The sequence below is a fragment of the Sphingobium sp. WCS2017Hpa-17 genome, from assembly GCF_031843765.1.
GTDB lineage: Bacteria > Pseudomonadota > Alphaproteobacteria > Sphingomonadales > Sphingomonadaceae > Sphingobium.
Genome location: NZ_JAVTIV010000008.1, coordinates 17,330 through 42,978 on the forward strand (window position 1 = coordinate 17,330; position 25,649 = coordinate 42,978).

Genomic DNA, 25,649 nt, shown 5'->3' on the forward strand with positions numbered 1-25,649 from the left:
CCGTTAAGGGGAATCCGATTCCGGCCCGGTTCGATATCCGGGCAAGAGTGATTTGAAGGGCAGCCACCATGGCATCGAGAGCCGACCAGCTCGCATCCAATCTCAGCCTCGCGAAGTTCAGCCAGGCGACCGACCTCAAGAAGCGCCTGTGGTTCACGCTGGGCGCCTTGATCGTCTTCCGTTTCCTCAGCTTCGTGCCGCTGCCCGGCGTCGATCCGACCGCCCTGTCGCAGCTGTACAGCCAGACCAACGGCGGCATCCTCGACATCTTCAACACCTTCTCGGGTGGGTCGCTGTCGCGCATGAGCCTGATCGCGCTGGGCGTTATGCCTTATATTACCGCGTCGATCGTGGTGCAGCTCGCCTCCAGCCTTTCGCCGCAGCTTGCGGCGATCAAGAAGGAAGGCGAAAGCGGCCGCAAGAAGATGAATCAGTGGACGCGCTACGGCACCGTCGGCCTGACCGCGGTGCAGGGCTATTTCATCGCCGTGGGCCTGGAGGGCTTCGGTGCCCAGCAGGGCATGCAGGCGGTGATCGAGCCGGGCCTGCTGTTCCGCCTGACCGCGGTCGTCTCGCTGATCGGCGGCACCATGTTCCTGATGTGGCTGGGTGAGCAGATCACCTCGCGCGGCATCGGCAACGGCGTGTCGCTCATCATCATGGCGGGCATCGTCGCCCAGTTGCCGGTGACGCTCAGCAACCTGTTCAAGTCGGGCAGCGAAGGCTCGATCTCGGGCCTGCTGATCTTCCTGGTCATGGTGATGGCTGTCGGCCTCATCCTTTTGATCTGCTTCATGGAGCGTGCCCAGCGCCGCGTCCTGATCCAGTATCCCAAGCGCCAGACGCGTCAGGGCCTGATGCAGGCGGATCGCAGCCATCTTCCGCTCAAGGTCAACACCGCTGGCGTGATCCCGCCGATCTTTGCGTCGTCGCTGCTGCTGATGCCGCTGACCATCTCGCAGTTCGCCGGTCAGACGGTCGCGGGTGAAAGCAAGTGGGGCGACTTCGTCCTGACGCTGAACCAGTATCTGTCGCATGGCAGCCCGGTCTATATGGGCCTTTATGGCCTCGGCATCGTCTTCTTCTGCTTCTTCTACACCGCCGTGGTGTTCAATCCGGAAGAGACGGCCGACAATCTGAAGCGCAATGGTGGCTTCATTCCCGGCATTCGTCCGGGCAAGAATACCGAAAATTATCTGGATTATGTGCTGACGCGCATCACCGTCATCGGCGCGGCCTATCTGGCCTTCATCTGCCTGGTGCCGGAATTCGCCATCGCGCGGGCGGGCATTCCCTTCTACCTTGGTGGGACTAGCCTGCTGATCGTCGTCAATGTTACGGTCGACACCGTGACCCAGATTCAGAGCCATCTGCTCGCCCATCAATATGGCGATCTGATCAAGAAGGCGAAGCTCAAGGGTCGACTGCGCTGAGGGGCGTTTCGAGACTCTGATTACAGCGCAACGAACAGGGGAGTATGCGCGCAATGAATATCATTCTGCTTGGCCCTCCGGGTGCCGGGAAAGGTACCCAGGCGACTCGGCTGGTTGACGATCGTGGCATGGTGCAGCTGTCGACAGGGGACATGCTGCGCGCGGCGGTAAAGGCGGGAACACCCGTCGGTCTTCAGGCCAAGGCGCTGATGGAATCGGGTGCGCTGGTGCCCGACGAAGTCGTGTCGGGTATCATCGGCGAGGCGCTCGACGCGCTGGCACCGGATACCGGCGTGATCTTTGACGGCTATCCCCGGACGGAGGCGCAGGCCCATTCGCTCGATACGATTTTGGGCGACCGCAACCGCACGCTCGACCATGTGATCGAACTGGAAGTGGACGAGGACGCGCTGGTCGAGCGCATCACTGGCCGCTTCACCTGCGCCAGCTGTGGCGCGGGCTATCATGACACGTTCAAGACCCCCAAGGTCGAGGGCGAGTGCGACAAGTGCCACGGGCATGAGTTCAAGCGCCGCCCGGACGACAATGAGGAAACGGTGCGCACGCGCATGGCCGAATATCGCGCCAAGACGGCGCCGATCCTGCCGATCTATGAATCGCGGGACATCGTGGCGCGGGTGGACGGCATGGCGGACATGAACGACGTGACCGTCGCGATTGCCGCCATCTTGGACGGCGACGCGGCCTGAGCTAGTCTCCCTGCCCTAAGCGGGGAGGGGTGACATGCGCAGGATTGGACTATTGGCATGGGCTGGTGCGGCGATGGCTGTGCCGGCCCATGCTGCTGTTACGGCTAGTAGCGACGCGGGTTTCGTAACGGAAAGCAGCGTGGAGATCGCGACCGATGCGGCGACTGTCTATGCCTTGCTGATCGTGCCGGGGCGCTGGTGGAGCGACAGTCATACTTATAGCGGCGATTCGGCGAACATGGCGATCGATGCGCGGGCGGGCGGCTGTTTCTGCGAAGCGCTGCCGGCGCAGCAGGGATCGGTCGAACATGCCCGCGTCGTCCAGGCCATGCCGGGCAAGCGGCTGCGCCTGTCCGGCGCGCTGGGGCCGTTGCAGGCCGACGCAGCCGTCGGCACGCTGGATCTGGTCATCACGCCAGCGGGGAAGGGCGTGAAGGTCGCCATGACCTATGTGGTGGGCGGCTATCTGCGCGGTGAAGCGGCGGCCATCGCACCGGTGGTCGATCAGGTGCTGGCCGAACAGTTGCACGGGCTGAAGCGCGCCGCCGAAAGGCCGCCGTCCTGAACTGGCACGCCGCCGGAAAGAAAGCAGCAAAGAAAAAGCACGGCCAACCGGGACGTTAACCACGATCATAACGGATTCGTTGCTCCGTTGTTGCTATAGGGGGCCATGGTTGGATCATCCCGTGGCCGTTTGACGGAATTGGACGCTTTGCGGGGCATCGGCGCGCTGTGCGTGCTGATCTTCCATTATTCCACGCGCTTCCACGAATTGTTTCCGCAGGCGAGCCATGTGCCCTTCAGCTTTCCGGGCGGCAATTATCGCGTCCTGCTGTTTTTCACCATTTCGGGCTTCGCGATCTTCTTCACGCTGGATCGCATCCGCACGGTCGCCGATTTCGTGGTCAATCGTTTTGCCCGGCTCTATCCCGCCTATCTGGTGGCAATGCTGCTGACGCTGTCGATCGAATATCTGGCCCATGCGACCCAGTTGCTGATCGGACCGGTCGCGATTTTCGCCAATTTCACCATGTTGCAGGGCTTTGCCTTCATGCCGGAGGTGGACGGCGCCTATTGGACGCTGACGGTGGAGATCGCCTTCTATTTCTGCATGATTGCGATGTGGAAGTTCGTCGGCATCCGGCGGCTGGAGCCGATGCTGATCCTGTGGCTGGCGGCGCGCTGGCTCTACTGGCTGTGGCCCGACATGCCCGAACGGATCGTGATGCTGCTGGTGCTGCGCTACACGCCCTTCTTCGTCATCGGGATGCTGGCCTATCGGGTCTGGTCGGGACAGCGGACGTTGCGGCAGCAAATTCCCTATGCAGCGCTCGCCCTGCTCTCGATCGCGACGATGGAGACATGGGACGTGACCGTCGTGGGATGCGTGCTGGTGGCGAGCTTCGTGGCGCTGATCCACGGCCATCTGCGCTTCCTCAGCCTTCGGCCGCTCGTCTGGCTGGGCGGGATCAGCTACAGCTTTTACCTGATCCACCAGCATGTCGGTTTCGTCGTGATGCTGGAGTTCGCCAAGGCAGGCTACAGCCCCTGGATCGGTTTCGCCGCCGCTTTCTTGGTGGCGTTGACGCTGGGCACAGCGATCAACCGGCTGGTGGAACGTCCGGCGGGTGAAGCGATCATCAGCTGGTGGAAGCGCCGGCGCGAGACGCGGCTGGTGCCGATCGACATCGCGCCGAGTCAGGGCTGATACGAAAAAGGGCGCCGCCGTCACCGGCCGCGCCCTTTTCCTGATCGGATAGAGATTGCTTTACTGGGCGACCGGCGCCGCAGCGGCCGCATTTTCAGGCAGGCCGCCCATTTGCGTGACCATCTTCGTGTAAGCGTCGAGATAGGCCAGCACGATCACCTGACCGATATCCGTGTTCTGATAGCCGCCGCCGCCGACCGCCGCGAGGCCGCCCATCCAGCCAAGGCCGCCGCCACCGCCGAAGCTGAGGTCCGACTTGCGGAAATAGCCCTCGGCCATCACTTCTTCCTCGGTCGTGCGCGCGTTCACCACGGACAGCATGACATTGGCCTCGCTCTTCTTGATCGAGATGCCGCCGGCCAGCGCGCCCAGCGTGCGCCCGCCCAGGAAACCGCCGACCAGACCGCCGATGGCATTGCCACCGCTATTCTTGTTGGTGGTCACGATGTCGGGCTGAATGAAATAGTCGGCCGCTTTCACCTGACCCTTGCCCAGATTGGAGCCGGCCTGCAATTCGCCGGAATCCGCCATGGCGCGTTCCATGTTGCGGCTGGCCATCGATCGGCCGCGATTGACGATGCCGAAGCAGCCGGACTGCTGCACGAACAGCTTGATGATCGCTTCGGGGCTGCCCAGGTTCAGTTCGCGCCACCACTGATTATCCGGCTCGACGATGGCGACGGTGCCAAGGCGCTTGGTGCAGCGCGGGATTTCCATCTGCTTCTTGGTCTGGGCCTGACGACCCGACGAACCCTTGTCTGCCGCCATCGCCTGCGGTGCAACCATGGCCAGGCACGCAGCCGCCATGGTCAGCTTTGTCATTCCACGCATTTCAAGAACCCCGTTTGTTGCTTGAGTTTGAAAATCGTTGCCCCGTTCCTGCGAATAGATATCACAGGGGTCAATCGCTTCCAAGCAAAGCGGTGCGCAAATGACGGGCTTTGTCATGGAATCCGGCCTGTGCGCGATCCTGCTGACAGCGCGGCGAATCGCTGCTATCGGGCGCCGATGACCGATCTGTCCCACATCCGTAATTTTTCGATCATTGCGCATATCGACCATGGCAAATCGACGCTGGCCGACCGCCTGATCCAACGCACCGGCGGCCTGACCGACCGTGAGATGAGCGCCCAAGTCCTGGACAATATGGACATCGAAAAGGAGCGCGGCATCACCATCAAGGCGCAGACGGTGCGCCTCGACTATACCGCCAAAAATGGCGAAACCTATGAGCTGAACCTCATGGACACGCCGGGCCATGTCGACTTCGCCTATGAAGTGTCGCGCAGTCTGGCCGCGTGCGAGGGCGCGCTGCTGGTCGTGGACGCGGCGCAGGGCGTGGAAGCGCAGACGCTGGCGAACGTCTATCAGTCGATCGAGCATGATCATGAGATCGTGCCGGTGCTGAACAAGATCGACCTGCCCGCCGCCGAACCGGAAAAGGTGCGCAAGGAAATCGAGGACGTCATCGGCCTCGATGCGTCGGAAGCCGTGCTGGCCAGCGCCAAGTCCGGCATCGGCATCGACGATATCCTGGAAGCCGTCGTCAACAAGATCCCGCCGCCCAAAGGCGATCGCAATGCGCCGCTGGAAGCGATGCTGGTCGACAGCTGGTACGACCCTTATCTGGGTGTCGTCATCCTCGTCCGCGTGATCAATGGCGTCATCAAAAAGGGGCAGGCGATCAAGTTCATGATCGGCGGCACCGAACATCTGATCGACCGCGTCGGCTGCATGCGACCCAAGATCGAACAGCTGCCCGAACTGGCGGCTGGTGAAATCGGCTTCATCACCGCGCAGATCAAGGAAATCGCCCAGACCCGCGTCGGTGATACCATCACCACGGTGAAGAATGGGGCGACGACGCCGCTGCCGGGCTTCAAGGAAGTGCAGCCGGTGGTGTTCTGCGGCCTGTTCCCGGTCGATGCGAACGACTTCGACAAGCTGCGCGATTCGATCAGCAAGCTGCGCCTCAACGACGCCAGCTTCTCCTTCGAGATGGAAAGCAGCGCCGCGCTTGGCTTCGGCTTCCGCTGCGGCTTCCTGGGTCTGCTCCATCTGGAGATTATTCAGGAGCGGCTGACGCGCGAATATGACCTCGACCTCATCACCACCGCGCCGTCGGTGGTGTACAAGATCCAGCTCACTTATGGCGCGGGCGAGATCGAGCTGCACAATCCGGCCGACATGCCCGACCCGACCAAGATCGACGAGATCGAGGAGCCGTGGATCGAGGCGATCATCTATTGCCCCGACGAGTATCTCGGTTCGATCCTGAAACTCTGCCAGGACCGGCGCGGCATCCAGAAGAACCTGACCTATGTCGGCGGTCGCGCGCAGGTGACCTATGAACTGCCGCTCAACGAAGTGGTCTTCGACTTCTACGATCGCCTGAAGAGCATCAGCCGCGGCTATGCCAGCTTCGACTATCATCAGATCGGCTATCGCGAGGGCGATCTGGTCAAGATGAGCATCATGGTCAATTCAGAGCCGGTCGATGCGCTGAGCATGATCGTCCATCGCGGCACCGCGGAATCGCGCGGTCGCGGCATGTGCGAGCGGCTGAAGGATCTGATCCCCCGCCATTTGTTCAAGATACCGATTCAGGCAGCGATCGGCGGCAAGGTGATCGCGCGTGAGACGATCGCGGCGATGCGCAAGGATGTGACCGCCAAATGCTATGGCGGCGACATCAGCCGCAAGAAGAAGCTGCTCGACAAGCAGAAGGAAGGCAAGAAGCGCATGCGTGAATATGGCAGCGTCCAGATTCCGCAGGAAGCGTTCATCGCCGCGCTGCGCATGGGCGACGAAAGCTGACCGGCATGAGCGACCGCTGCGCAGCCATTGCGGGGCAGGTCGCTCACATCCAGCGCGCCGCCGCGTTTCTGTCCAACGGCATGTCGCTGGGCCTCTGTCCCGATGCGGCCACGCGCCGCCGCGATGCCATGCCGGCAAAGCTGATCGGCAACGGCCTGCGCGAACTGGACCTGTTCCTGACCGATCTGATCGTGGAAGCGGGACGGGTCGATCGGCTGGGTGCGACGGCGGGACGCGATCCCGGCATCCATCCGGGGCGCCGCATCTTCAGCGCAGCAGAGGCGTGGCGGCGCACCGGGCCGCAACTGGGGCTGGCGGTGGAAAGCCGCGCCCGCCTGCGCCAGATGCGTGCGGCGCAGAACCGCCAATGTTTCGGCCAGTTGCGCGGCGATGGCGCGGAAGTGGCGATGCAGCGCGCCTGCGCCGATTATGCGCGGCTGGCCGGCGATGTGCTGGCGGCCGTCAGGGGAAGGGCGATGTCCGCGCGGCACCAGTCGGCGGGCATATGATGGCGGATATGTTCGGAAGCTGTTAGAGGCCCGCGCCCAGACGATTCATAGACAGGAAAGAGACGGGCGATGATTCAACCGGGGACGAGCTTCAAGGATAATCTGGCGCAACTGCCGTCGATCGAGGGCGTGGCGCGGATAGACCTGTTCGACCCCGTTGGCGCACTGGTCGCCAGCATCGAGAACCAGCCGGGCAAGCAGGGATCGCTGGCGGTTTACCATTATCTGGCGGGGGCATTTGGCGCATTGGATGCCGACGCTGCCGATCATGGGCTGGCGCTGTTCGCCGAACATGTGCCAGACGCCCGCAACCGTCCGGGTGCACATCCCAATGTCGATCGCTTGCTTGCGATCGTGGCAGATGGCGAGTCTTTGTCGATCCAGGTCGTTGCCGCCGACCAGTGACGAGTGGTGCTGGGCGTGGGCTTTGCGCTCAGCCCTTGCACCAGTCGATCGGCTTACCCGACCAGGGTTTGGCATGGCCCTTCAGGACCATGAGCTGGCCGAGCGAGACGTTGTCGCGCAGCAGGATGCGGGCGGACGGGTTAGGATCTGCGGCGTCCGGCACGGCATCGAATGCGCCGCCGTTCATCATTGCCAGCAAGGCGGCGCGGCCTTTGCGGGCGCGCTCCGCTTCCTGCGGACAGTGTGCGTCGATTGCGCTGGGGACGCTGATGTCGGCGATGTGATAGCGCTGGCCACGCCAAGCATAGGCATCGGCACCAAGTACGCAGGCATCGCCCTTGCTATCATCGCACAGGGCGAATTCGTCCGTAATGCTGGTGGTTGTAGCGGTTGTCTTGCCCGCTTCGTCGGTGGCTGGAAGTAGCTGCCCAAACACTATCGCACCGCCGATCGCCAGCGCCAGGGCGCCGAACAGCATGCCGATCGGCACCACGCGTGCGCGCTTTTCCTGCTTCTCGTTCAGCCAGCTACCCGTCTCGTCCGGGGTGCGATCGCCGACATCATAGAGGTTTCGTGCCATGATCCGTCCCAATTGGAGCGAATGCTTTAACAGTGCTTATGGAAAATTTCGGTTAACCAGCCTGCGCGGCGTCATCTGCGTGCGGCTTGACGGGCGCGCCGGGCCATGGTGAAGTCTGCGCGCTGTAGCGAGGGAGACGGCGTGAGCGACATCTGGCTATATGACGAGCATCCCGCCATGTTTCGGGCGCACCCTTTCCTGTTCCTGCTGCTGCTGGTTTCGGTGGTGGGTATCATCGCCATCGGTATCTGGTGGGTGCTGCACAAGGGCGAGCGACTGGCGCTGAGCGAGCGGGAGGTGCTGCTGGAGCGCGGGCTGCTGGCCAAGCAGCGGACCGAGATCGCGCTGACCAGCATAAGGTCAGTGCGGATCACCCAGACATTGGGCCAGCGCATCTTCGGCGTCGGCCATGTCGAGCTGTTCAGTGCGGGCGACATCGCCGAGATTGCGATCAAGAATATGCCGCGGCCCGACCGCATTCGCGCGATTGCCGCTGCGCGCAATGTCGATCTGTTGCCGCAACGATAGCGGAAAAGATAAGCTAATTCGTTCAGGCCCTTGACTTGGGCCGATAAATTTCAACGATAGGGTTAACAAGGGAGGGGCCGAAGAGCCCCATATTCGCAAGAGGACGCCATGTCAGGAACGTCCGTTCACATCGGGGTGAACGGCGGAAAAAGGGGTCGTCCATGGTTGGCTTGCGAGTGATGCCGTCTTTGCCGGATCTGACGGCCGAGCAGCGCGCCGATATACGGCAGGCCTGCGGTTTTGCCTGTGTGCGCTGCGGCGTGACCATCTATCGTTATCTCGGGCTGCCGGACGGGCCGGGGGCCACGTTGCTCTGTCCGACCTGTCACGGGCTGGTCGAAGAAGGGCGGCTGACCACCACGCAGGTGCAGAGTTTCCACGCCAATCCGGTGGTACGCCAGCGCCATTTTGCGCGCGACCGGCTGCCCTTTTCGGCGGAACTACCGCAGTTGATCGTGGGAGGATCTCGGTTGCTGCGCGATACGCCGATCCCGATCACGTTGGAAGGCGAGCCGATCCTGATCTTTGCGCCGCCGCGCCGGATGAACGGGGCGACCCGGATCAGCGTGCGGCTGGGATCGCCCGATGGCGTCGCGACCCAGATCATCGACGGCAATGAATGGAAGCCGACCGACGGTAGTTGGCATTTCCTGCTGCGCGGCGATCGCTACAGCATGATGGCGGCGCGGGGCGACGGGCTGGCGGTGCTGCGGATCGTCGCGCGCAACAGGATCGCGGTGGAGCATCTGCGCACCACCATCAACGGTCGCCGGCTGGAAGTGACACCCGACTGGCTGGAGATCGACGGCAAGCGCTATGTCGACAAGATCGGCAGCGGGACGTTGATCGGGCTGGAGCTTTAAGAGCATTTTGCCGTTATCTGGTCCAGATGGCGGCTCGCAATGCTTCAAGGTGTCAGGCGCGGCCGGCGGCGAAATTCCATTGCGATCGGGCGCAGCATGCCATCCGGGCGCACCCTAACGCGGATCAATCCCTGTACATCGGGATCGGCCAGTTTGCGGGATAGAACCAGCGCCTCCGATTGTGAGGCATAGAAGATGCCAGTGTCGAGGCCGCGTATCTCGCGCCTTGTGCCGAGCGTGCCGCGCAGGATGATGGCGCAGTGCTTCTCCACGGCCGGATCGGGGCTGCCCGACAGGGGCCAGACCGCACGGATATGGGGCGCGCTGCCGGTGATGCAGAGCGCGTCGGCCTCGCCGGGCGTCACGGCACTCTCCGTCTGCTGCTGCGGCGAAGTCGGCCAGTCATAGCGATATTGGACATAATGACCGCGCAGCAGGTCGCGCGGGTCATAGCCCTGAATCGGAATCAGCCAGTCCTGCCCCTGTTGCGCCTGACGGTGGGTGACGGCCCAACTGGCGGCCAAAGCAGCGAGCGGCAGCAGCAATGCGGCGGTGAGCGTCAGGCGGGTGCGACGGGGCGTCATGCGGCGTCTCCCCGCGCTGGGGCGTAGCGGCGCGACAGGCGGATCGTCGCCCAGGCGACCAGCATGGCGAACAGGCCGGACAGGATCAGGCCGACGCCGCTGCCCAGCAGGTCGTCGTTCAGCTCGAAGCTCAGGATGATGATGCGCAGCGCCACCATCGCCACGCCAAGCTGGAACAAGCGACGCCAGCCGGCATGGATAGCGGCGGCCGCGACTGCGCCCCAGAGCAGGCAAAAGAGCAGGCTGCTGATCCAGGCGCGGGCGGCACCATGACCATTGGGCAACAGTGCCTGAATCAGGTGCAGGGCGGCTGCGACCAGCAGCAGCGCGGCGGTCGCGCGGCCGGACGCGGTGCGCCGGGCATAAGCGATGGCGGATGCGGCGGCGATCAGGGCGATGCTGTGGATCAGCGCGCTGCCGGGGCGAAGGCTGCCGTCGCCATCCCAACCATGGAGCAGAATGACAAGGCTGAGGCCGATGAAGATCGTCGCAACGGCCATCTGTTCCAGCAGGCGCCAGAAGGCCGGCCGGTCGCTCCGGCTGCGCAGAAGGGCAGCGGCGCCAGCGACCAGCATCGGCGGGCAGGCGATCAGGCCCCAATAAAGCCAGGGGCGTTCCGTCCGGCCGAATAGCGACCAGATATGGCCATGATCCTCCGCATGGGCCCACATCGTGCCGAGCAGGCCGGCCATCCACAGGCCGGCGACAGGCCAGCCGCGCCCGAACAGCAGCAGGAGCGGGGAGAAAAGCAGCAGCCAGGCGAGCAGCGGCTGCCAGAGCGGCGAACTGGTCTGGTAGACCTGCCCCAGATGACCGAAGAAGGTGAGGCCCAGCACCGCGCCGACGAAGAGCAGCGCATCATGCACCTGATCATGCATCCGGCCCTTGGGCAGGCTCCACCCAGTCCATGCCGCCAGCGCGATCATCAGCAGCATGTGGATGGCAAGCCGCGTCGTGCCGGGGATAGCTTCCCAATTGGCGGCGATCAGCGAAACGAGGCCAAGCCCGATCGTCAGCGCGCCCAGCCCCACGATCGCCCACACGCCGATCGGCCGGCTATGCGCCGCTTCCCATGCGCTGATCCGGCTGGCGGTGGCGGGGTCGATCAGTCCCGCCGCCTGCCACGCCCTGAGTTTCCGCTCCGACATGATGGCAGACTAGCCGGCCTGGGCCAAAGGGCAATGGATTGTTGGTTCAGGGGATGACCAGTTCCATCCCCGCCTTGACCCGGCTGAGCGCCAGATAGCTGTGATAGCTGGCCACCGCTGCATTCTCCGCGAACAGGCGGCGGGTGGTCGCTTCATAGCTGCGCATGTCGGGCGCGACGATGACCATGATGAAACTGCGGCCGCCGGTGACATAATAGCATTGCTGAACATCGGGATCGGCGCGGAACAGCGCCTTGGCCCGATCGACGGTCGCCGCCTTCTCATCGACTAGATTGACCTCCACGATCGACGTGACGCCAAGGCCCACGGCATCAGGGTCGACGATCGCGGCGTTCGCGGCGATCACGCCGCTGCTTTCCATCGCGGCGATCCGGCGCTGCACGGCCGCAGTGGACAGGTTCACCGCCTCGGCAATTGCGCGCTGCGGCGTCCGGTTGTCGCGCTGGATGATTCGCAGGATCGCCCGATCAAATGGATCGAGGCCGCGCGGTGGATGGGCTAAAATGGGCATGGCTGAGTAATTGTTGCATTTATATGCCCAATCAAGAGCATTTTTCCCGCTGTAATGATGATATTTATCGAGATGTCGAAGGCAGTCGGGGATGGACGCAGCGTGGTGAGCGGACGAATGGATGGCGGAAGGCTGGCGGGCGTCCTGTTCGGCATGGGCGCGGGTGCGCTGTGGGGGCTGGTGTTCCTGGCACCGGAGGTGATCCGTGGCTTCAGCCCGCTGGAACAGGCGGTCGGCCGCTATCTGGCTTATGGCGCCATGTCCGCGTTGCTGGTCGCGCCGCGCTGGCGCAGCCTGATGGGGTTGATGACGCCGCGCATCCTGTGGGCGCTGGCCTGGCTCGCGCTGACGGGCAACCTCTTTTATTATGTGTTGCTGGCCAGTGCGGTGCAGATGGGCGGGATCGCCATGACCTCGCTCGTCGTCGGCTTCCTGCCGGTCGCAGTGACCATCATCGGCAGCCGGGAGGCAGGCGCGGTGCCGTTGCGCCAACTGGCGCCTTCGCTGCTGCTCTGCATTGCGGGCGCACTCTGTATCGGCTGGCAGGCGATCGTGATGCCCGGCACGGGGCCGGTCGCGGCCCGGCTGATCGGCTTTTTCTGCGCGATCGGCGCGCTCATATCCTGGACCGCCTTTGCCATCGGCAATAATCACTGGTTGCGCCGGTTGGGGGATATGCCGGCACAGGACTGGAACTTCCTGATCGGTCTGGCGACCGGCGTGCAGGCACTGCTGTTCCTGCCGGTCGTTTTCCTGCTGGGCATGGGGCAGCATGATGCGGGCGCCTGGGGCCAGTTTGCCATGGTCACCATCGCCGTCGCCCTGCTCGCATCCATCGTCGGCAACATGCTTTGGAACCGCATGAGCCGGCTGCTGCCGCTGACCATGGTGGGACAGATGATCCTGTTCGAAACCGGCTTTGCGCTGATCTACGGCTTTCTGTGGGAACAGCGGTTGCCGACCTTGCTGGAAAGCGCCGCCTTCGCACTGGTGGTGGCCAGCGTCATCAGCTGCATCGCCGTCCATCGGCGCCCGGCTGCAGATGTGACGGCGACTATCTGACCCCACATCCGAACGGAAAGAGGGGTATTGCGACCTTTCCCCTTTGGCGGAATCGCTATAGGGCGGGTTTCATGACCAACATGTTTCTTGTGATGGGCGGCGGTGCGCTAGGCACGCTGGCGCGCTATCTGACCGGTCGGCTGGCGGGGCAATTGATGCCCGGCGCGGCCTGGCCCTGGGGTACTTTTGCCGTGAACCTGATCGGCGGCTTCGCCATGGGGCTGCTCGCCGGCTGGCTGGCGCGCGGCAGTGCCGCATCGGGCGAGCCGATCCGCCTGCTGCTCGGCGTCGGCGTGCTCGGCGGCTTCACCACTTTCTCCGCCTTCAGCCTGGAAACCATGCTGATGATCGAGCGTGGCCAGGGCGCGCTCGCCATGAGCTATGCGGTGGCATCGGTGATCGGCGCGGTCGGCGCGCTGGCGCTGGGCCTCACCGTCATGCGGAGTGCAGTGGCATGAAGGGGCGTCCTCCAGCCAAGACCGGTGGCGCTGGGTCGCGCGGCGGCAAGCCTGCGGGCAAAGCGCCTTCCGGTAAGGGGCCTTCGGGTAGCCGGCCTTCGGACCGCAAGCCCGGCGATCGCAAAACCGGCGCTCCGTCGGGCCGTGGCAAGCCCGCCGGCCCGCGCAAGGACGGCAAGCCAGCCTTCAAGCCCAAGGCGCCTGCCGCCGCGAAATCGGCTGCCGCCAAGCCCGTGGTGGCCGCGCCCGCAAAGCCGGCCAAGCCCAACCCGGCCAAGGGCGTTTCGCTCGACGTGCGGCAATATCGGGTGCAGGCCGACGATGACGGCATCCGGCTCGACCGCTGGTTCCAGCGGCATTTGCCCGATGTCGGCTTCAACCTGGTGTCGCGCTGGTCGCGCACCGGCCAGTTGCGCGTCGATGGCGCCCGCGCCGCGCCGGGCGACCGCATCGCTGAAGGCCAGATGATCCGCGTGCCCCCGGCCGAAGCCAAGCCGGAGGCAGCCGAGCGCCCCAAGCGTGTTCGTGTGATCGACCTGACCCCGGACGAGATCGCCTATGTTCAGGAGATGGTGATCCATCGGGACGAACAGGCGATCGTCATCAACAAGCCCCCCGGCCTCGCCACCCAAGGCGGCACCAAGACCGACGAGCATGTCGACAAGCTGCTCGACGGCCTGCTGTTCGACGCCGAATCGCGGCCCAAGCTGGTGCATCGGCTGGACAAGGACACGTCTGGCGCGCTGCTGCTGGCGCGGTCCAGCCGCTCCGCCGCGCATTTCGCCAAGGCTTTCTCCAGCCGCACCGCGCGCAAGGTCTATTGGGCGCTGGTGATCGGCGTGCCGTCGATCAATGATGGCATGATCGAACTGCCGCTCGCCAAGCAGCCGGGCACTGGCGGCGAGAAGATGCACGTCGATGAGGAAGAGGGCCTGCCCGCCCGTACCCGTTATCGCGTGATCGAACGGGCCGGCAACCGTGCCGCCTGGGTCGAACTGCAACCCTATACCGGCCGCACCCATCAGTTGCGCGTGCATCTGGCGGCGATTGGCTTTCCGATCGTGGGCGACGGCAAATATGGCGGCAAGGACGCATTCCTGTCCGGCACGATCAGCCGCAAGATGCACTTGCATGCGCGCCGCATCCGGGTGGATCATCCCGATGGCGGGCGTGTGGATGTGATGGCCGACCTGCCGACGCATTTCGCCAACAGCCTTCAGGAACTGGGCTTCGACCTGAAGCTGGGCGACATGCCGCTGGACGACGAGATCGACCGGACCCCGACCCGCGAAGATGAAAAGAAATTCGCGCGGCAACATGCCAAGCAGGTGCGCAAGGAGCGCAAGGGCGAGCGTCGGTCGCGGGGCAGCACGAAGAAGGGATGACGCCGGGCGCCCCCTATAGCTGGCGCGACGAGGCGGCGATCCGCGCCTTCGTGGCGCAGGCGGGCTTCGGCCTGCTCTGCGTTGCGGCGCCGGACAAGGTGCATGTCGTCCATCTGCCGCTCGTCTGGCTGGATGAGCGGCAGATCGGGGTGCATATCCATCGCGCCAATCCGATCGTCCGGCATCTGGAGGGGCGGGACGCGCTGATCGTTGTCACTGGCCCCCATGGCTATGTCAGCCCCGACTGGTACGGCCTGCCCGACAAGGTGCCGACCTGGAACTATCTGTCCGCCGAATTGCGCGGGCCGATGGCGCGGCTGGATGAGGCGGCCACCATCGCCCAGATCGATGCGCTGAGCGACGATCAGGAAGCGCGGCTAGCGCCGAAGCCGGTGTGGACCCGTGGCAAGATGGGGCCGGGCCAGTTCGACCGACTGCTTGGCGGCCTGATCGGCTTTTCTATGCAGGTGGAAATGATGCAGGGCACCGCCAAGCTGGGCCAGGACAAGCCCGAAGCGGCGCGTATCGGCGTGGCCGATGCGCTGGACGGGGGCGGCAACGGCGAACTGGCGGCGCTGATGCGCGCGACGGTGCCGGAGGCGGCATGAGCAACAGGCTGGTCGTCTTCGATTGCGACGGTACGCTGGTCGACAGCCAGCATAGCATCTGCACCGCCATGGTGCGCGCGTTCGAGGATGTGAAGCTGCCGCCGCCTGAGCGGCTGGCGATCCTGGCGGCGGTCGGCTTGTCGCTGCCGGTCGCGATGGCGCGGCTGCTGCCCGATGCGGAGGCCGATTTCCACGATCATCTGGCCGATCGCTATAAGCTGGCGTTTCAGGCGATGCGGCGGGAACAGGGCGTGCAGGAACCGCTCTATCCCGGCATCGCGGAACTGGTGCAGGAACTGGACGGGGCCGGATGGCTGCTGGGCGTGGCCACCGGCAAGTCGGACCGGGGCCTTAACCTGTGCCTCACCCATCATGGCATATTGGACCGGTTCGTGACGCTCCAGACCGCCGACCGTCATCCGTCGAAGCCGCATCCATCGATGCTGTTGACCGCCATGGCGGAGGCGGGGGCGAAACCGGACACGACCGTGATGATCGGCGATACCAGTTTCGACATCGACATGGGCCGGGCCGCCGGCGTGCGCAGCATCGGCGTCGCCTGGGGCTATCATCTGCCCGACGAACTGATCGCGGCGGGTGCGCATGCCGTAGCCATGGACAGCTGGGAATTGCGCGGCCATATCGACGCGCCATGACCGACCTTCCACCGCCACCCCCGCCCAATCCCGAGTCCGTCGCGCGTCAGCGCCATTTCGCGATCGGTCTGTTCCGCCTGTCGGGCGCCTTCATCGTCATGTTCGGCTTCCTTGCCATCATGCAGCGCTTTTCCTGGGTGCAGGGGGACAAGGCGAAGGCATTCGGCGCGATCATGGTCGTCACCGGCCTGTTCCAGTTCATCATCGTCCCGCGCCTGCTGCTGGCGCTGTTCCGCCAGAGGCCGCCGCAATGAAGCGTTTCTATACCGATGTGACCGTGATTGCGGAGCAGGGCGGCTTCGCCATCCGGCTGGACGGCCGGCCGGTCCGCACCCCGGCGCGCGCGGCGCTGACTTTGCCCACGGCTGCGCTCGCCGAAGCGATCGCGCAGGAATGGCGGGCGCAGGGCGAGACGGTCGATCCTGCGTCCATGCCGATGACCGGCCTTGCCAACGCCGCGATCGACCATGTCGTACCCGACCCGGCTACCTTTGCCGAGGGGGTGGCCCGCTATGCGCAGTCCGACCTGCTCTGCTATCGTGCCGATGGCCCGGATACGCTGGTCGCGCGACAGGCGGCGGCGTGGGGGCCTTTGCTCGACTGGGCGCGAGGCCGCTATGATGTGACCTTTGCGGTGACGCAGGGGATCATCCCCGTGCCCCAGCCGGAAGAGACGCTGGCCCGGCTGGGCGCGGCGATCGCGGCGATCGCGCCCTTCATCCTCACCGGCCTGTCGACGCTCGTGACGCTCAGCGGCTCGCTGGTCTGCGGGCTTGCGGTGGTGGACGGCGGCCATGATGTCGGTGCCATCTGGCAGGCGGCCGAGATAGACGAAGCCTGGCAGGTCGAACAATGGGGCGAGGATGCGGAGGCTGCCGCGCGCAGCGTTCGCCGCGCCGACGACTTCGCCACTGCCGCCGCTTTCTGCGCGCTTAGCCGGGGCTGAACCGGAAATGGGTGGAACCGGGCGGCGTTTCGTTCATTCTGCCGCCAGCACGGGCAGTCTATGTCCGGCGCACCATATCGATGCAACGCTATAGGAGACCGAGACCTTGGCCTCGACGTTCGCAAAATCCGTTATTGCGGCCATGATGGCCGTATCCGCCCCGGTCCTTGCCCAGCAGGTGCCGGACGCCCCGCCGCCCGAGGCACCCCCGATCGAGGAAACAGCCCCTGCGGCCAAAGCCCCGGTTGCGCGGGAGCTGACGTCTGCGGAAATTGCCGCCTTCAATAAGGCCGTGACCGACTTCACCGCTGGCCAGACCGCGCAGCAGAAGGGCGACAATGCCACGGCCGTCGCCAAATATGACGCGGCGCTGCCGGCAATCCGCACCGCTGCGGAGGCGGATCCGTCGAAGACCGACAATGTCAATTTCCTCGCCAACGCCCTCTACGCGCAGGCCGCCGCCTATGGCGCGCTTGGGCAGATGGATCGGGTCATCCCCCTCTATGACGAATCGGTGCCCTATTGGCGCAAGGTTGTGGCGGCCAAGCCGACCGATGTCGCCAGCCGCAACATTCTGGCCGGTATCCTGATCCAGTTGGGCAATCAGAATCTGCGCGACCATGACCGGGGCGGTGCCGATCCCTTTTTCGAGGAGGCACTGACGCTGGCGCGCCAGACGGTTACGGAGCAGCCCGGCGACGCAGCGTCGAAGAACATTCTTCTCGCCGCTCTGGTCGGCGCCAGCCAGACCGGCACCGAAGAGGGCATTCGCGACGAAGCGATCAGCATGGGCCAGTCGATGATCGCCGACGGATCGATCGACGCGGTCAACAGGCCGCAGATCGAAACGATGACAGGCGCCCCCGCGACCGAGGGGTAAGCGACGGAAATCCTCCCCAAGCCTGCTTGGGGAGGAAGGGATCAGCCATTGCCGATCTTGTCGGCGTAGAGCATCCGACCCGGTCCCAGCAGGCCCAGCACCTGCGGCACGATATGCGGCGCGACGGCAAAGCAGCCCTCCGAGCGACCGCATTTTCCCCAGGCGGCGACATGGTCCTCGCTCACATAATCGGCGCCATGGATGACAATGGCACGCGATTCGGCATTGCTGTTCTGCGGGTCGAGGCCCAGCAGGCGCATCGAGCGGCCATGCTGGCCGAAATACATGTCGCCCGTCTTGAATGCGCCGGATGAACTGGCCAGCGAGTTGAACTCGTTGGAGAAGCTGTGCAGCCAGCCCGAATGGGCGGGGTCGGACCCGCGACCATGGGACACCAGATAGCTACTGGTCTGCCCGCCGATCAGGTCGACGATATGCATGCGCGGGTTTTTCGACGGCGCGTCGAAATCGACGATCGCCAGCCGATCGCGCAGCTCGAAATGATGGGCGTGATTGTCGAGTGCCGCCTTCGCGCGCTCCAGCAGCGCGGCATAAGGTTTTTGCGCCACGGCGCGCGGCGCGGCCGGAACCGTGGGAACCGACGCCGGCGTCACGGGTTCAGGGCCTGTCACCGGAAGCGCGGCACGGCCCATGCTGTCCGACAGAAACGAAAAGGCGAGTCCGCTTAAAGCGAACTTCGTAAAATTGCGGCGATCCATGGTCGCAATATAGCAAAGTCGACGCCCCGGTCCAAGACCGGGGCGCGCGGTCTTATTCGCCCGTCTTGCTCGCTTCGTCCGCAGGCTGGCTCTGTTCGCCGCCTTCCGGCAAACGCGCCGTCATGCCGCTGGCTTCGGCATCATCCAGAATCTGCTGTTGTTCCGACACCTTGGGCGGTGCTGCGACCGGAGTCGCGGCCGCATTATTCTGCACTTCGGGCAGCGGTGCTTCGGGTTCCTCGACGATCACATTCTCGACCGGCGGTTCGACCAGATTGTTGGTGGCGTCGGGCGCCGGCTCTTCCTTCTTGCCGCAAGCGGCGAGGGCAAGGGCACCGGCGAGGGCGATGAAAGCGATCTTGCGCATGGGGATGTCAGTCCTTGGATGCGAGGTTGGGGGAGGGGGCAGCGGTGGGATCGACGCGGCGGCTCGACGCCTCGATCTTCTGCGCGAGCAGCTTGTCCCAGCCATAGGGGTCGGCGCGGAAGCTGACCGTGCCATTATTGCCGGCAAAGGCCGTCCAGTAGAGCAGATAGACCGCGACCTGGCTGGGCAACGATACGCGCTGCGTCTTGCCCTCGTCGATCAGCGTCTGGATCTGGCCGTTCAGGTTCGGGTCGGCGGCAACCATCTGCTCGGCCAGCGCGACGGGCTTTTCCAGACGGATGCAGCCATGGCTGGCCAGCCGGTCATAGCTGGAGAATTTCCCGCGCGACGGGGTGTCGTGCAGATAGACGGCGAAAGGGTTGTTGAAATCAAACTTCAACCGGCCGAGCGCGCTGCCCGGACCCGCCGGCTGAACGATTCGCTCGCCGCCCTCGGGCGTCTTGATGATCTTGTACCCCTGCCTGGCCAAAGTCGCGCGCCCCTTGGGGAACAACTCCCGCTTGGCGATCGACATCGGCACGTTCCATGGCGGATTGACGACGATCGAATGGATGCTGGACGTCAGCATCGGCGTCTGATTGTCCGGGCTGCCGGTGACGGCGCGCATCGAACTCACCGGCTGGTCGCCCTCGAACACGGTCAGCACGGCGGCGGCGATATTCACCTGCACGCGATTGACCGGCAGGCTGCGCGGCATCCAGCGCCAGCGCTCCATATTGGCCATGATCGCAGCGATGCGATCGTCCACGCCGACATTGAGCGCCTCCAGCGTCCGTGCGCCAAGCGCGCCGGTCGGCTCCAGCCCATAGCGACGCTGGGCGCGCTGGATCACGTCGACCAGCTTCTCGTCCTGCGTGACGGCGGGGTCTTCCAGCGCGATGCGCGCGCGCACCACATCGGGCGCGGAGCCAGCGGTCAGCGTCGGCCAGCCGCCCTTGTCCCGGATTGCCTCATATTTGGCGAGGCCCTTGCGCAGCGTGTCATAGCCGGCCCAGGGCGGCGTCAGCCCGGCGGACCATTGCGCCAGCCGATCCTCGCTCACCGCCTTGGCCAGGCCGGGGCGCGGGTCGAAGGCGGCGGGACGCAACGCCCAGATATTGAGGAAGTCGGCGGTATCGACCCGTCCGGTGCTCAGCGCCTTGGCCCGGTCGAGCAGGGCATTGACCAGCGCGTCGCCCTTCAGCGGACCGCTGGCCTTCTGCCGCGCCATCAGCCCCTGTGCCGCGCCACTCTTCAGCCAGTCATTGGCCCATGCCTCCTGCGTCGGCGACAGCGCCGGAATCGGCACAGGAGGTGGGGGCGCGGGGATGGGCTGCACTGTCGGCGCCGGCAAAGTGGGCGCCACGGCAGGCGGCGGCGTCTGCGCGGCGATCGGCAGGGCGGTAAGGCTGGCGATCGCCAGCAGCGGGAAACGGATCATCGTGGGACGGTTCATGCTGGACCAGATAGCGCAAAGCAACCTAGGTGGGAATCGCGATAGCGGGAAAAGATCATGCTGCACGTTGTTCACCATCCCGCCTATGTCTCCCCTGCAACACCGGGCAGCCGATTTCGTTTCGACAAATATGGATTGGTGATGGACGCATTGCGTGAAACCGCCGTGCCTTTCCAAAGTGTTGAACCTGAACCGATGGACCGCATCTGGATTGATGGGGTCCACGATCCGGCCTATGTCGACGAAGTGCTGACCCTGACCGTCCCGCCGGAAAAAGCGCGCCGGATCGGCTTTCCGGTGACGGATCGGGTCATGCGCCGATCTCTGTTGTCGCCGGGCGGCACATGGTTGGCGGCGAAACTGGCCATGATCCATGGCTATGCGGCTAATGCGGCGGGCGGCAGCCATCATGCACTGGCCGACACCGGCGCTGGCTATTGCGTCTTCAACGACCTTGCCATCGCCGCCAACCGCCTGATCGTGGAGGGGGACGCTGCGCGCATCCTGATCCTTGATCTCGACGTGCATCAGGGGGACGGTACCGCATCGTTGATGGCCGGGCGCGGGGACATCTTCACCCTGTCGATCCACGCGGAAAAGAATTTCCCGGTACGCAAGGCGCGTTCGACGCTCGATATCGGGCTGGAGGACGGCACCGGCGACGATGCCTATCTGGCGACACTGGCGGATGTGCTGCCGCGCGTACTGGATGATTTCGCGCCAGACCTCATCCTCTACCAGGCCGGTGTCGATCCCCATGCCGAAGATCGGTTGGGCCGGTTGACGCTGACCGACGCCGGGCTGGATGCGCGCGACCGCTATGTCATGCGACAGGCGCGGGGGCGGGGTGTGCCCGTCGCCAGCACCATGGGCGGCGGCTATGGCGATGATCGAATGGCCGTCGCCCGTCGCCATGCCGCCTGCATGATCCGGATGGCGCAAGAGGCTGCCTAAGCCCTTGCAAAGTGGCGCGGACATTGGGATCAATGGCCATTCGGCACAGGCCCCTGGGGACGGGACCATTCATGCCGAACGGGGGGTTATGAAAAAAGTTGCCATTCTGCTTGCCGCCACCAGCCTGTCTACCTTTGGCGCACAGGCGGCCGACAAGCCGATTCTTGCACCCGCTCCGGCCTGGGTGGTGGAACCGGGCGCCCTGCCCGAACCGGCAAAGGAGAGCGAAGCGCCGATCGAGCTTCTGCGATCGGACCAGCAGGTGAAGTTGGAGAAGGGTCGCCAGACAGTCTATTCCGACGTGGCGATGCGGATCGGTACGCCGCAGGGGCTCGCGGCCGGCAACATCTCGCTTCCCTGGCGTCCGGAAACCGACGATCTTACCGTCCATAGCCTTGTTATCCGCCGCGGCGATCAGGCGATCGATGTCCTTGCCAGCCAGAGTTTCACAGTCATGCGCCGTGAACAGAATCTGGAAAGCGCGACGCTTGACGGGGTGCTGACCGCCAATATCCAACCCGAAGGGTTGCAGGTCGGCGATATCGTGGAATTCGCCATTTCGATCAGTTCATCCGACCCCACGATGCAGGGGCATGTCGAACAGATAGCCGGTGCCTGGAACGTCATGCCGGTAAGGCAGGCACGGCTGAGGATGCAATGGCCTGCCAGCCTGCCTACACGTTTGCAAGCCAAGGCCATGCCGACGGTCAAGCCGGTGCGCAAGGGCGACATGATGAGTGTCGATTACGCGCTTGGTGCGATCGAACCGATCATTGCGCCCAAGGGCGCCCCGGCGCGTTACGCCATGGGCCGCTATGTCGAAATGACGGACTTTGCCTCCTGGACTGACCTAGGTGCGCTGCTGGCGCCACTCTATGACAAGGCATCGGTGTTGCCGACGCAGGGCGCTGTGCGGGCCGAACTGGACAGGATCGCGACGCTCTCCGCCGACCCGAAGGTTCGCGCCGAAGCTGCGCTGGCGCTGGTGCAGGACCGGGTACGTTATGTTGCGCTGGCGATGGGGACCGGCGGACTGGTTCCGGCCGACGCAGAAACGACATGGTCGCGGCGCTATGGTGATTGCAAGGGCAAGACCGCTCTGTTGTTGGGACTGCTGCACGGCCTGGGGATTGCTGCCGAGCCGGTCGCGGTCAACGTGCAGATGGGCGACGGCATCGATCAACGGCTGCCGATGGTCGGCCTGTTCAACCATGTGCTGGTTCGCGCGACGATTGGTGGGAAAAGCTATTGGCTGGATGGCACGCGGACCGGCGATACCAGCTTGGACCGCATTGCCGTGCCGGACTTCGGCTGGGGTTTGCCGTTGACGGCGAAGGGGGCAGCTTTGGTGCGCATGATTCCGACACCGCTCGATATTCCGGGCGAATCCGTGTCGATCACTATCGATGCGACTGCCGGGTTGACCATAGCTGCCCCCTTCAAGGTCGAAACGGTCATGACCGGCGACAGTGCTATCGCGACGAAGACGGCAATCGCCAGCCTGACCGGTGCGGCGCGCGACGATGCACTGCGACGCTATTGGAAAGGGCAATATGACTTCGTCGAGGTGACATCGACCAGCGCAACCTTCGATCCCAAGACTGGCGAGCAGCGGTTGGCGATGGAGGGGCTGGCCAAGATGGACTGGGACGATGGCTGGTATCAGACGGATGGTACGCGGGTCGGTTACAAGGCTGATTTCAGCCGCGATGCCACGCAGGACCAGAAGGCTCCCTTCGCCGTTGCCTATCCCTATTATAATCGCATGAGCGAGAAGATCCTGCTGCCGCCCGGCTTTGCCGGCAAGGCGGGTGCGGATAATGCGGAGGTGGATGAGACAGCCGGAGGCATTGCCTACAAGCGCACGGCCAAGCTGGAGGGCAATGTCTTCCTGATCGAAAAGAGCGAGCGCAGTCTGATTCCGGAATTTCCCGCAAGCGAGGCTCCGGTTGCGCAGGCTGCGTTGCGGCGGTTGGCGGACAAGACCGTTTATCTGCGGCGGCCCGCAAATTATCGCCTGACCGAGAAGGAATTGGCGGCGATAAACACGGGTACGCCCGACAGTGCCAAGGCCTATTTCGAACGCGGCCGCGCACGAATGGACAATAGCCAGTTCGATCTGGCGATCGAAGACTTTGGCAAGGCGCTCGAACAGGAGCCCAAGGATGAATGGGCGCTCGCCAATCGCGGAATCAGCCGGGTATGGGTGGGTGATGAAGCAGGCGCCAAAGCCGATCTGGATGCCGTCGCGGCGATCAACTCCAAGAACCCGGTCGTGCCGCGGGCCCGTGGATTGCTGGCCGAACGCAAGGGGGACTGGGCGGCTGCGATCACGGCCTACGGCCAGTCCATCGCACTGGACGATCAGAACGGTTTCGCACTGGGGCACCGGGCGATCGCCCATCGCGCGGTGGGCAACGACCAGGAGGCGCTGGCCGATGCCGGGGCCGCGCTCAAGCTGGATCCGCGCTGGACCGACCTTTATCTGATGCGCGCAACGATATTGCGTAGCCAGGGTGATGTCGATGCTGGCATCAAGGAAGCCGGCGCGCTGGAAAGCGCGATGGCGGACAATGGCTATGCGCAGGTGGCTGCGGCCAATATTTACCATAAATTCGGCAAATGGGATATGGCGCTGAAGGCGTATGACCGGGCGATTGCGATTAAGCCGGAGGCCTATATCTATCTCAATCGTGGCGAACGCAGGCCGAAATCTGACGCGGCCGGTCGTCGCGCCGACTATGCCGAAGCGCTGCGGCTGGACCCGGAGGATGCGAGCAATTGGGCGGTCGGTGCCGACCTGCAACTGGAAAGCGGGGATGCGAAGGGGGCGGTCCAGTCCTATGACAAGGCTATTGCCAAATTCCCGGATGATGTTGCCCTTTTGACCGGGCGAGGTCTGGCGTACGACCAACTTGGCAATCGGGCAGCAGCAGAAAAGGATTTCGCCAGCGCCCGTGCCAAGGCGTCGCAACCGGTGCGGCTGAACAATATTTGCTGGAAGAAAGCGACCACCAGAGGTGCGGCGCAGGCCGTGTTGGAGTCGGCGCTGCTCGATTGCGATGCGGCGATCAAGCAAGCACAGGATGCTGCCGCTTTCATTGACAGCCGGGCGCTGGTGTTGCTGCGCCTCGGGCGACTGGACGATGCCATCCGTGATTATGACAAGGTGCTGACCAAATCGGTTCGTTTTCCCACAGCCCTTTATGGTCGGGCGCTTGCCTGGGCAGGAAAAGGGGACAAGGCTAAGGCGGAGGCTGACCGCGAAGAGGCCGTCAGGCTGGACGGTGAGGTGGCAGGCGAATTTGCTGACTATGGGCTTCCCTGGCCGGCTGAAGCGCGTCGAGACTGATTAATGCAGCGTGTCGGTCGCCGCCGTGGCGACCGGCGCCTTGCTCTCCATCAGTTTCGCCGCGATCAGGCCGGCGGCGGCCAGCGCCACGAAATCGCTGAAGGCGAGGTAGAGGATATAGGCCCAAGGCGCATGGTTGAACACGGCCTGGCCGACATGCAGCCACAGCACGGCCGCCAGCGCGAACAGGATCGAGATCCGCGCCCGGCTGACAAAATCACTGAGAGCGAAGCGCAGGGCCAGCGCGATGATGACACCCACGACCAGCGACAGAATCAGCCCGCCGATCAGTGCGCTGCCGTCCATCACCGGGAAGCCGGTGGCATTATAGAAGATTTGTGCCACCGGGCCGCGTCCATAAAGGACGGTGCCTTGCGCAGTCGCCGGGTCGGGAATGATGTAAACACCGGTGCCGGTCGGAGTGAGCGCCTGCGCCATGGCGGCTTGCAGATTGGCGCTGGCCTGATCGCCCGCGCGGCTGAGGGCGAGGGCTGAGAGCGGCGTGCCCCAGAAAATGAAGCCGGTGATGAACATGGCGAGGCCGCCCAGCAGACCCCCGATCACTGTACGAACCATATGCCTCCCCCTTTCCCGTCACGATCTTGCAGCCTCAACGCGGGAGCGGTGATATATGTCCGTTCGTGTCGTCAGTCTTTGGGGCGGGCGGCCTTTTCGGCGATGCCGGATACGCCTTCGCGCCGGTCCAGTTCGTCCAGCACGGCATCGAACGGCACGTCCATGTCGGTCAGCAGCATCATCAGGTGAAAGATCAGGTCGGCGCTCTCGCCGACGATTTCGCTGCGATCGTCTGCCATAGCGGCAATCACGGTTTCGACCGCTTCCTCGCCGACCTTCTGCGCGATCTTGGCGCGGCCTCTGGCGGCCAGTTTGGCGACATAGGATGTCGAAGGATCGGCACTCCGCCGCTGGCGGATGGTCTGTTCGAGGGTTTGAAGGGTCGCGCGCATGGAAGCGCATCAAGCGCCGCG

29 protein-coding genes are annotated in these 25,649 nt (G+C 64.3%); 19 read left to right on the plus strand and 10 right to left on the minus strand.

What is annotated here, in order from left to right; all coding sequences use genetic code 11:
- The first annotated feature begins 68 nt into the window (after window positions 1-68).
- The 4 genes from secY to RQH62_RS13040 all read left to right on the plus strand — a co-directional run bounded on the left by secY (window position 69) and on the right by RQH62_RS13040 (window position 3,851).
- A complete protein-coding gene (gene secY / locus RQH62_RS13025) occupies window positions 69-1,433 on the plus strand; it encodes a preprotein translocase subunit SecY (RefSeq protein ID WP_184269429.1) in 1,365 nt (454 codons plus the stop codon).
- 53 nt (window positions 1,434-1,486) lie between these two features.
- Window positions 1,487-2,143 carry an adenylate kinase gene (locus RQH62_RS13030; RefSeq protein ID WP_311269173.1) on the plus strand — a complete coding sequence of 219 codons (657 nt, stop codon included), beginning with the start codon at window positions 1,487-1,489 and terminating at the stop codon, window positions 2,141-2,143.
- A 34-nt stretch (window positions 2,144-2,177) separates the two neighbouring features.
- Complete coding sequence (locus tag RQH62_RS13035; RefSeq protein WP_311269174.1) at window positions 2,178-2,708, plus strand: ATPase; 531 nt, start codon at window positions 2,178-2,180, stop codon at window positions 2,706-2,708.
- 105 nt (window positions 2,709-2,813) lie between these two features.
- Entirely contained in the window at window positions 2,814-3,851 is a 1,038-nt protein-coding gene (locus tag RQH62_RS13040; protein WP_311269175.1) for an acyltransferase, read from the plus strand.
- Between the two features lie 60 nt (window positions 3,852-3,911).
- On the opposite strand, the gene RQH62_RS13045 is transcribed toward RQH62_RS13040, so the two are convergent.
- Window positions 3,912-4,673 carry a CsgG/HfaB family protein gene (locus tag RQH62_RS13045; protein WP_311269176.1) on the minus strand — a complete coding sequence of 254 codons (762 nt, stop codon included), beginning with the start codon at window positions 4,671-4,673 and terminating at the stop codon, window positions 3,912-3,914.
- A gap of 186 nt (window positions 4,674-4,859) precedes the next feature.
- On the opposite strand from RQH62_RS13045, the gene lepA reads away from it, so the two are divergent.
- The 3 genes from lepA (at window position 4,860) to RQH62_RS13060 (ending at window position 7,582) form a co-directional block, all read left to right on the plus strand.
- Window positions 4,860-6,668, plus strand: a complete 1,809-nt coding sequence (gene lepA / locus RQH62_RS13050) for a translation elongation factor 4 (protein WP_311269315.1) — start codon at window positions 4,860-4,862, stop codon at window positions 6,666-6,668.
- A 5-nt stretch (window positions 6,669-6,673) separates the two neighbouring features.
- Complete coding sequence (locus RQH62_RS13055; RefSeq protein WP_311269177.1) at window positions 6,674-7,177, plus strand: hypothetical protein; 504 nt, start codon at window positions 6,674-6,676, stop codon at window positions 7,175-7,177.
- 69 nt (window positions 7,178-7,246) lie between these two features.
- Window positions 7,247-7,582 carry a DUF2322 family protein gene (locus RQH62_RS13060; RefSeq protein ID WP_311269178.1) on the plus strand — a complete coding sequence of 112 codons (336 nt, stop codon included), beginning with the start codon at window positions 7,247-7,249 and terminating at the stop codon, window positions 7,580-7,582.
- A gap of 28 nt (window positions 7,583-7,610) precedes the next feature.
- On the opposite strand, the gene RQH62_RS13065 is transcribed toward RQH62_RS13060, so the two are convergent.
- Window positions 7,611-8,162 carry a nuclease gene (locus RQH62_RS13065; RefSeq protein ID WP_311269179.1) on the minus strand — a complete coding sequence of 184 codons (552 nt, stop codon included), beginning with the start codon at window positions 8,160-8,162 and terminating at the stop codon, window positions 7,611-7,613.
- Between the two features lie 141 nt (window positions 8,163-8,303).
- Here RQH62_RS13065 and RQH62_RS13070 point away from each other — a divergent pair, with 141 nt between their 5' ends.
- Window positions 8,304-8,690 carry a PH domain-containing protein gene (locus RQH62_RS13070; RefSeq protein ID WP_311269180.1) on the plus strand — a complete coding sequence of 129 codons (387 nt, stop codon included), beginning with the start codon at window positions 8,304-8,306 and terminating at the stop codon, window positions 8,688-8,690.
- 179 nt (window positions 8,691-8,869) lie between these two features.
- Window positions 8,870-9,553: a hypothetical protein gene (locus RQH62_RS13075; RefSeq protein WP_311269316.1), complete on the plus strand. Its 684-nt coding sequence runs from the start codon at window positions 8,870-8,872 to the stop codon at window positions 9,551-9,553.
- A 44-nt stretch (window positions 9,554-9,597) separates the two neighbouring features.
- On the opposite strand, the gene RQH62_RS13080 is transcribed toward RQH62_RS13075, so the two are convergent.
- From RQH62_RS13080 to RQH62_RS13090, 3 genes are read right to left on the minus strand one after another with little or no spacing between them, the layout of a single operon-like run.
- On the minus strand, window positions 9,598-10,137 hold the full coding sequence (locus RQH62_RS13080) for a GDYXXLXY domain-containing protein (RefSeq protein WP_311269181.1): 540 nt from the start codon (window positions 10,135-10,137) through the stop codon (window positions 9,598-9,600).
- Window positions 10,134-11,285, minus strand: a complete 1,152-nt coding sequence (locus RQH62_RS13085) for a DUF2157 domain-containing protein (RefSeq protein WP_311269182.1) — start codon at window positions 11,283-11,285, stop codon at window positions 10,134-10,136. Before RQH62_RS13085 ends, RQH62_RS13080 begins: the two co-directional genes overlap by 4 nt.
- 46 nt (window positions 11,286-11,331) lie before the next feature.
- Complete coding sequence (locus tag RQH62_RS13090) at window positions 11,332-11,817, minus strand: Lrp/AsnC family transcriptional regulator (RefSeq protein WP_405053548.1); 486 nt, start codon at window positions 11,815-11,817, stop codon at window positions 11,332-11,334.
- 117 nt (window positions 11,818-11,934) lie between these two features.
- On the opposite strand from RQH62_RS13090, the gene RQH62_RS13095 reads away from it, so the two are divergent.
- From RQH62_RS13095 to RQH62_RS13130, 8 genes are all read left to right on the plus strand, one after another.
- Window positions 11,935-12,879 (plus strand): DMT family transporter, encoded by a 945-nt coding sequence (locus RQH62_RS13095; protein WP_311269317.1) that lies wholly within the window; start codon window positions 11,935-11,937, stop codon window positions 12,877-12,879.
- Window positions 12,880-12,950: 71 nt separating this feature from the next.
- Window positions 12,951-13,337 carry a fluoride efflux transporter CrcB gene (gene crcB, locus RQH62_RS13100; RefSeq protein WP_311269183.1) on the plus strand — a complete coding sequence of 129 codons (387 nt, stop codon included), beginning with the start codon at window positions 12,951-12,953 and terminating at the stop codon, window positions 13,335-13,337.
- On the plus strand, window positions 13,334-14,722 hold the full coding sequence (locus tag RQH62_RS13105; protein WP_311269184.1) for an RluA family pseudouridine synthase: 1,389 nt from the start codon (window positions 13,334-13,336) through the stop codon (window positions 14,720-14,722). Before crcB ends, RQH62_RS13105 begins: the two co-directional genes overlap by 4 nt.
- Window positions 14,719-15,330 carry an FMN-binding negative transcriptional regulator gene (locus RQH62_RS13110; RefSeq protein ID WP_311269185.1) on the plus strand — a complete coding sequence of 204 codons (612 nt, stop codon included), beginning with the start codon at window positions 14,719-14,721 and terminating at the stop codon, window positions 15,328-15,330. Before RQH62_RS13105 ends, RQH62_RS13110 begins: the two co-directional genes overlap by 4 nt.
- Entirely contained in the window at window positions 15,327-15,986 is a 660-nt protein-coding gene (locus RQH62_RS13115; protein ID WP_311269186.1) for an HAD-IA family hydrolase, read from the plus strand. The genes RQH62_RS13110 and RQH62_RS13115 overlap by 4 nt, the downstream gene beginning before the upstream one ends.
- Window positions 15,983-16,240 (plus strand): hypothetical protein, encoded by a 258-nt coding sequence (locus tag RQH62_RS13120; RefSeq protein ID WP_311269187.1) that lies wholly within the window; start codon window positions 15,983-15,985, stop codon window positions 16,238-16,240. The genes RQH62_RS13115 and RQH62_RS13120 overlap by 4 nt, the downstream gene beginning before the upstream one ends.
- Complete coding sequence (locus tag RQH62_RS13125) at window positions 16,237-16,932, plus strand: ATP12 family protein (RefSeq protein WP_311269188.1); 696 nt, start codon at window positions 16,237-16,239, stop codon at window positions 16,930-16,932. The genes RQH62_RS13120 and RQH62_RS13125 overlap by 4 nt, the downstream gene beginning before the upstream one ends.
- 145 nt (window positions 16,933-17,077) lie before the next feature.
- A complete protein-coding gene (locus RQH62_RS13130; RefSeq protein ID WP_405053550.1) occupies window positions 17,078-17,812 on the plus strand; it encodes a hypothetical protein in 735 nt (244 codons plus the stop codon).
- Window positions 17,813-17,853: 41 nt separating this feature from the next.
- On the opposite strand, the gene RQH62_RS13135 is transcribed toward RQH62_RS13130, so the two are convergent.
- From RQH62_RS13135 to RQH62_RS13145, 3 genes are read right to left on the minus strand one after another with little or no spacing between them, the layout of a single operon-like run.
- Window positions 17,854-18,531: a murein L,D-transpeptidase catalytic domain family protein gene (locus RQH62_RS13135; protein ID WP_311269190.1), complete on the minus strand. Its 678-nt coding sequence runs from the start codon at window positions 18,529-18,531 to the stop codon at window positions 17,854-17,856.
- Window positions 18,532-18,583: 52 nt separating this feature from the next.
- Window positions 18,584-18,898, minus strand: a complete 315-nt coding sequence (locus RQH62_RS13140; RefSeq protein ID WP_311269191.1) for a hypothetical protein — start codon at window positions 18,896-18,898, stop codon at window positions 18,584-18,586.
- Between the two features lie 7 nt (window positions 18,899-18,905).
- The gene (locus tag RQH62_RS13145) at window positions 18,906-20,354 is read right to left on the minus strand and encodes a L,D-transpeptidase family protein (protein ID WP_311269192.1); all 1,449 of its coding nucleotides are present in this window, start codon (window positions 20,352-20,354) and stop codon (window positions 18,906-18,908) included.
- Between the two features lie 57 nt (window positions 20,355-20,411).
- Here RQH62_RS13145 and RQH62_RS13150 point away from each other — a divergent pair, with 57 nt between their 5' ends.
- Both RQH62_RS13150 and RQH62_RS13155 read left to right on the plus strand, forming a co-directional pair.
- On the plus strand, window positions 20,412-21,308 hold the full coding sequence (locus tag RQH62_RS13150; RefSeq protein ID WP_311269193.1) for a histone deacetylase: 897 nt from the start codon (window positions 20,412-20,414) through the stop codon (window positions 21,306-21,308).
- 88 nt (window positions 21,309-21,396) lie between these two features.
- Window positions 21,397-24,660 (plus strand): DUF3857 domain-containing protein, encoded by a 3,264-nt coding sequence (locus tag RQH62_RS13155; RefSeq protein ID WP_311269194.1) that lies wholly within the window; start codon window positions 21,397-21,399, stop codon window positions 24,658-24,660.
- Here RQH62_RS13155 and RQH62_RS13160 read toward each other — a convergent pair whose 3' ends face one another.
- Window positions 24,661-25,236 (minus strand): hypothetical protein, encoded by a 576-nt coding sequence (locus tag RQH62_RS13160; protein WP_311269195.1) that lies wholly within the window; start codon window positions 25,234-25,236, stop codon window positions 24,661-24,663. It abuts the gene before it with no gap.
- A gap of 71 nt (window positions 25,237-25,307) precedes the next feature.
- Window positions 25,308-25,628, minus strand: coding sequence for a phosphoribosyl-ATP diphosphatase (locus tag RQH62_RS13165; RefSeq protein ID WP_311269196.1), 321 nt, complete (start codon window positions 25,626-25,628; stop codon window positions 25,308-25,310).
- Between the last annotated feature and the right edge of the window lie 21 nt (window positions 25,629-25,649).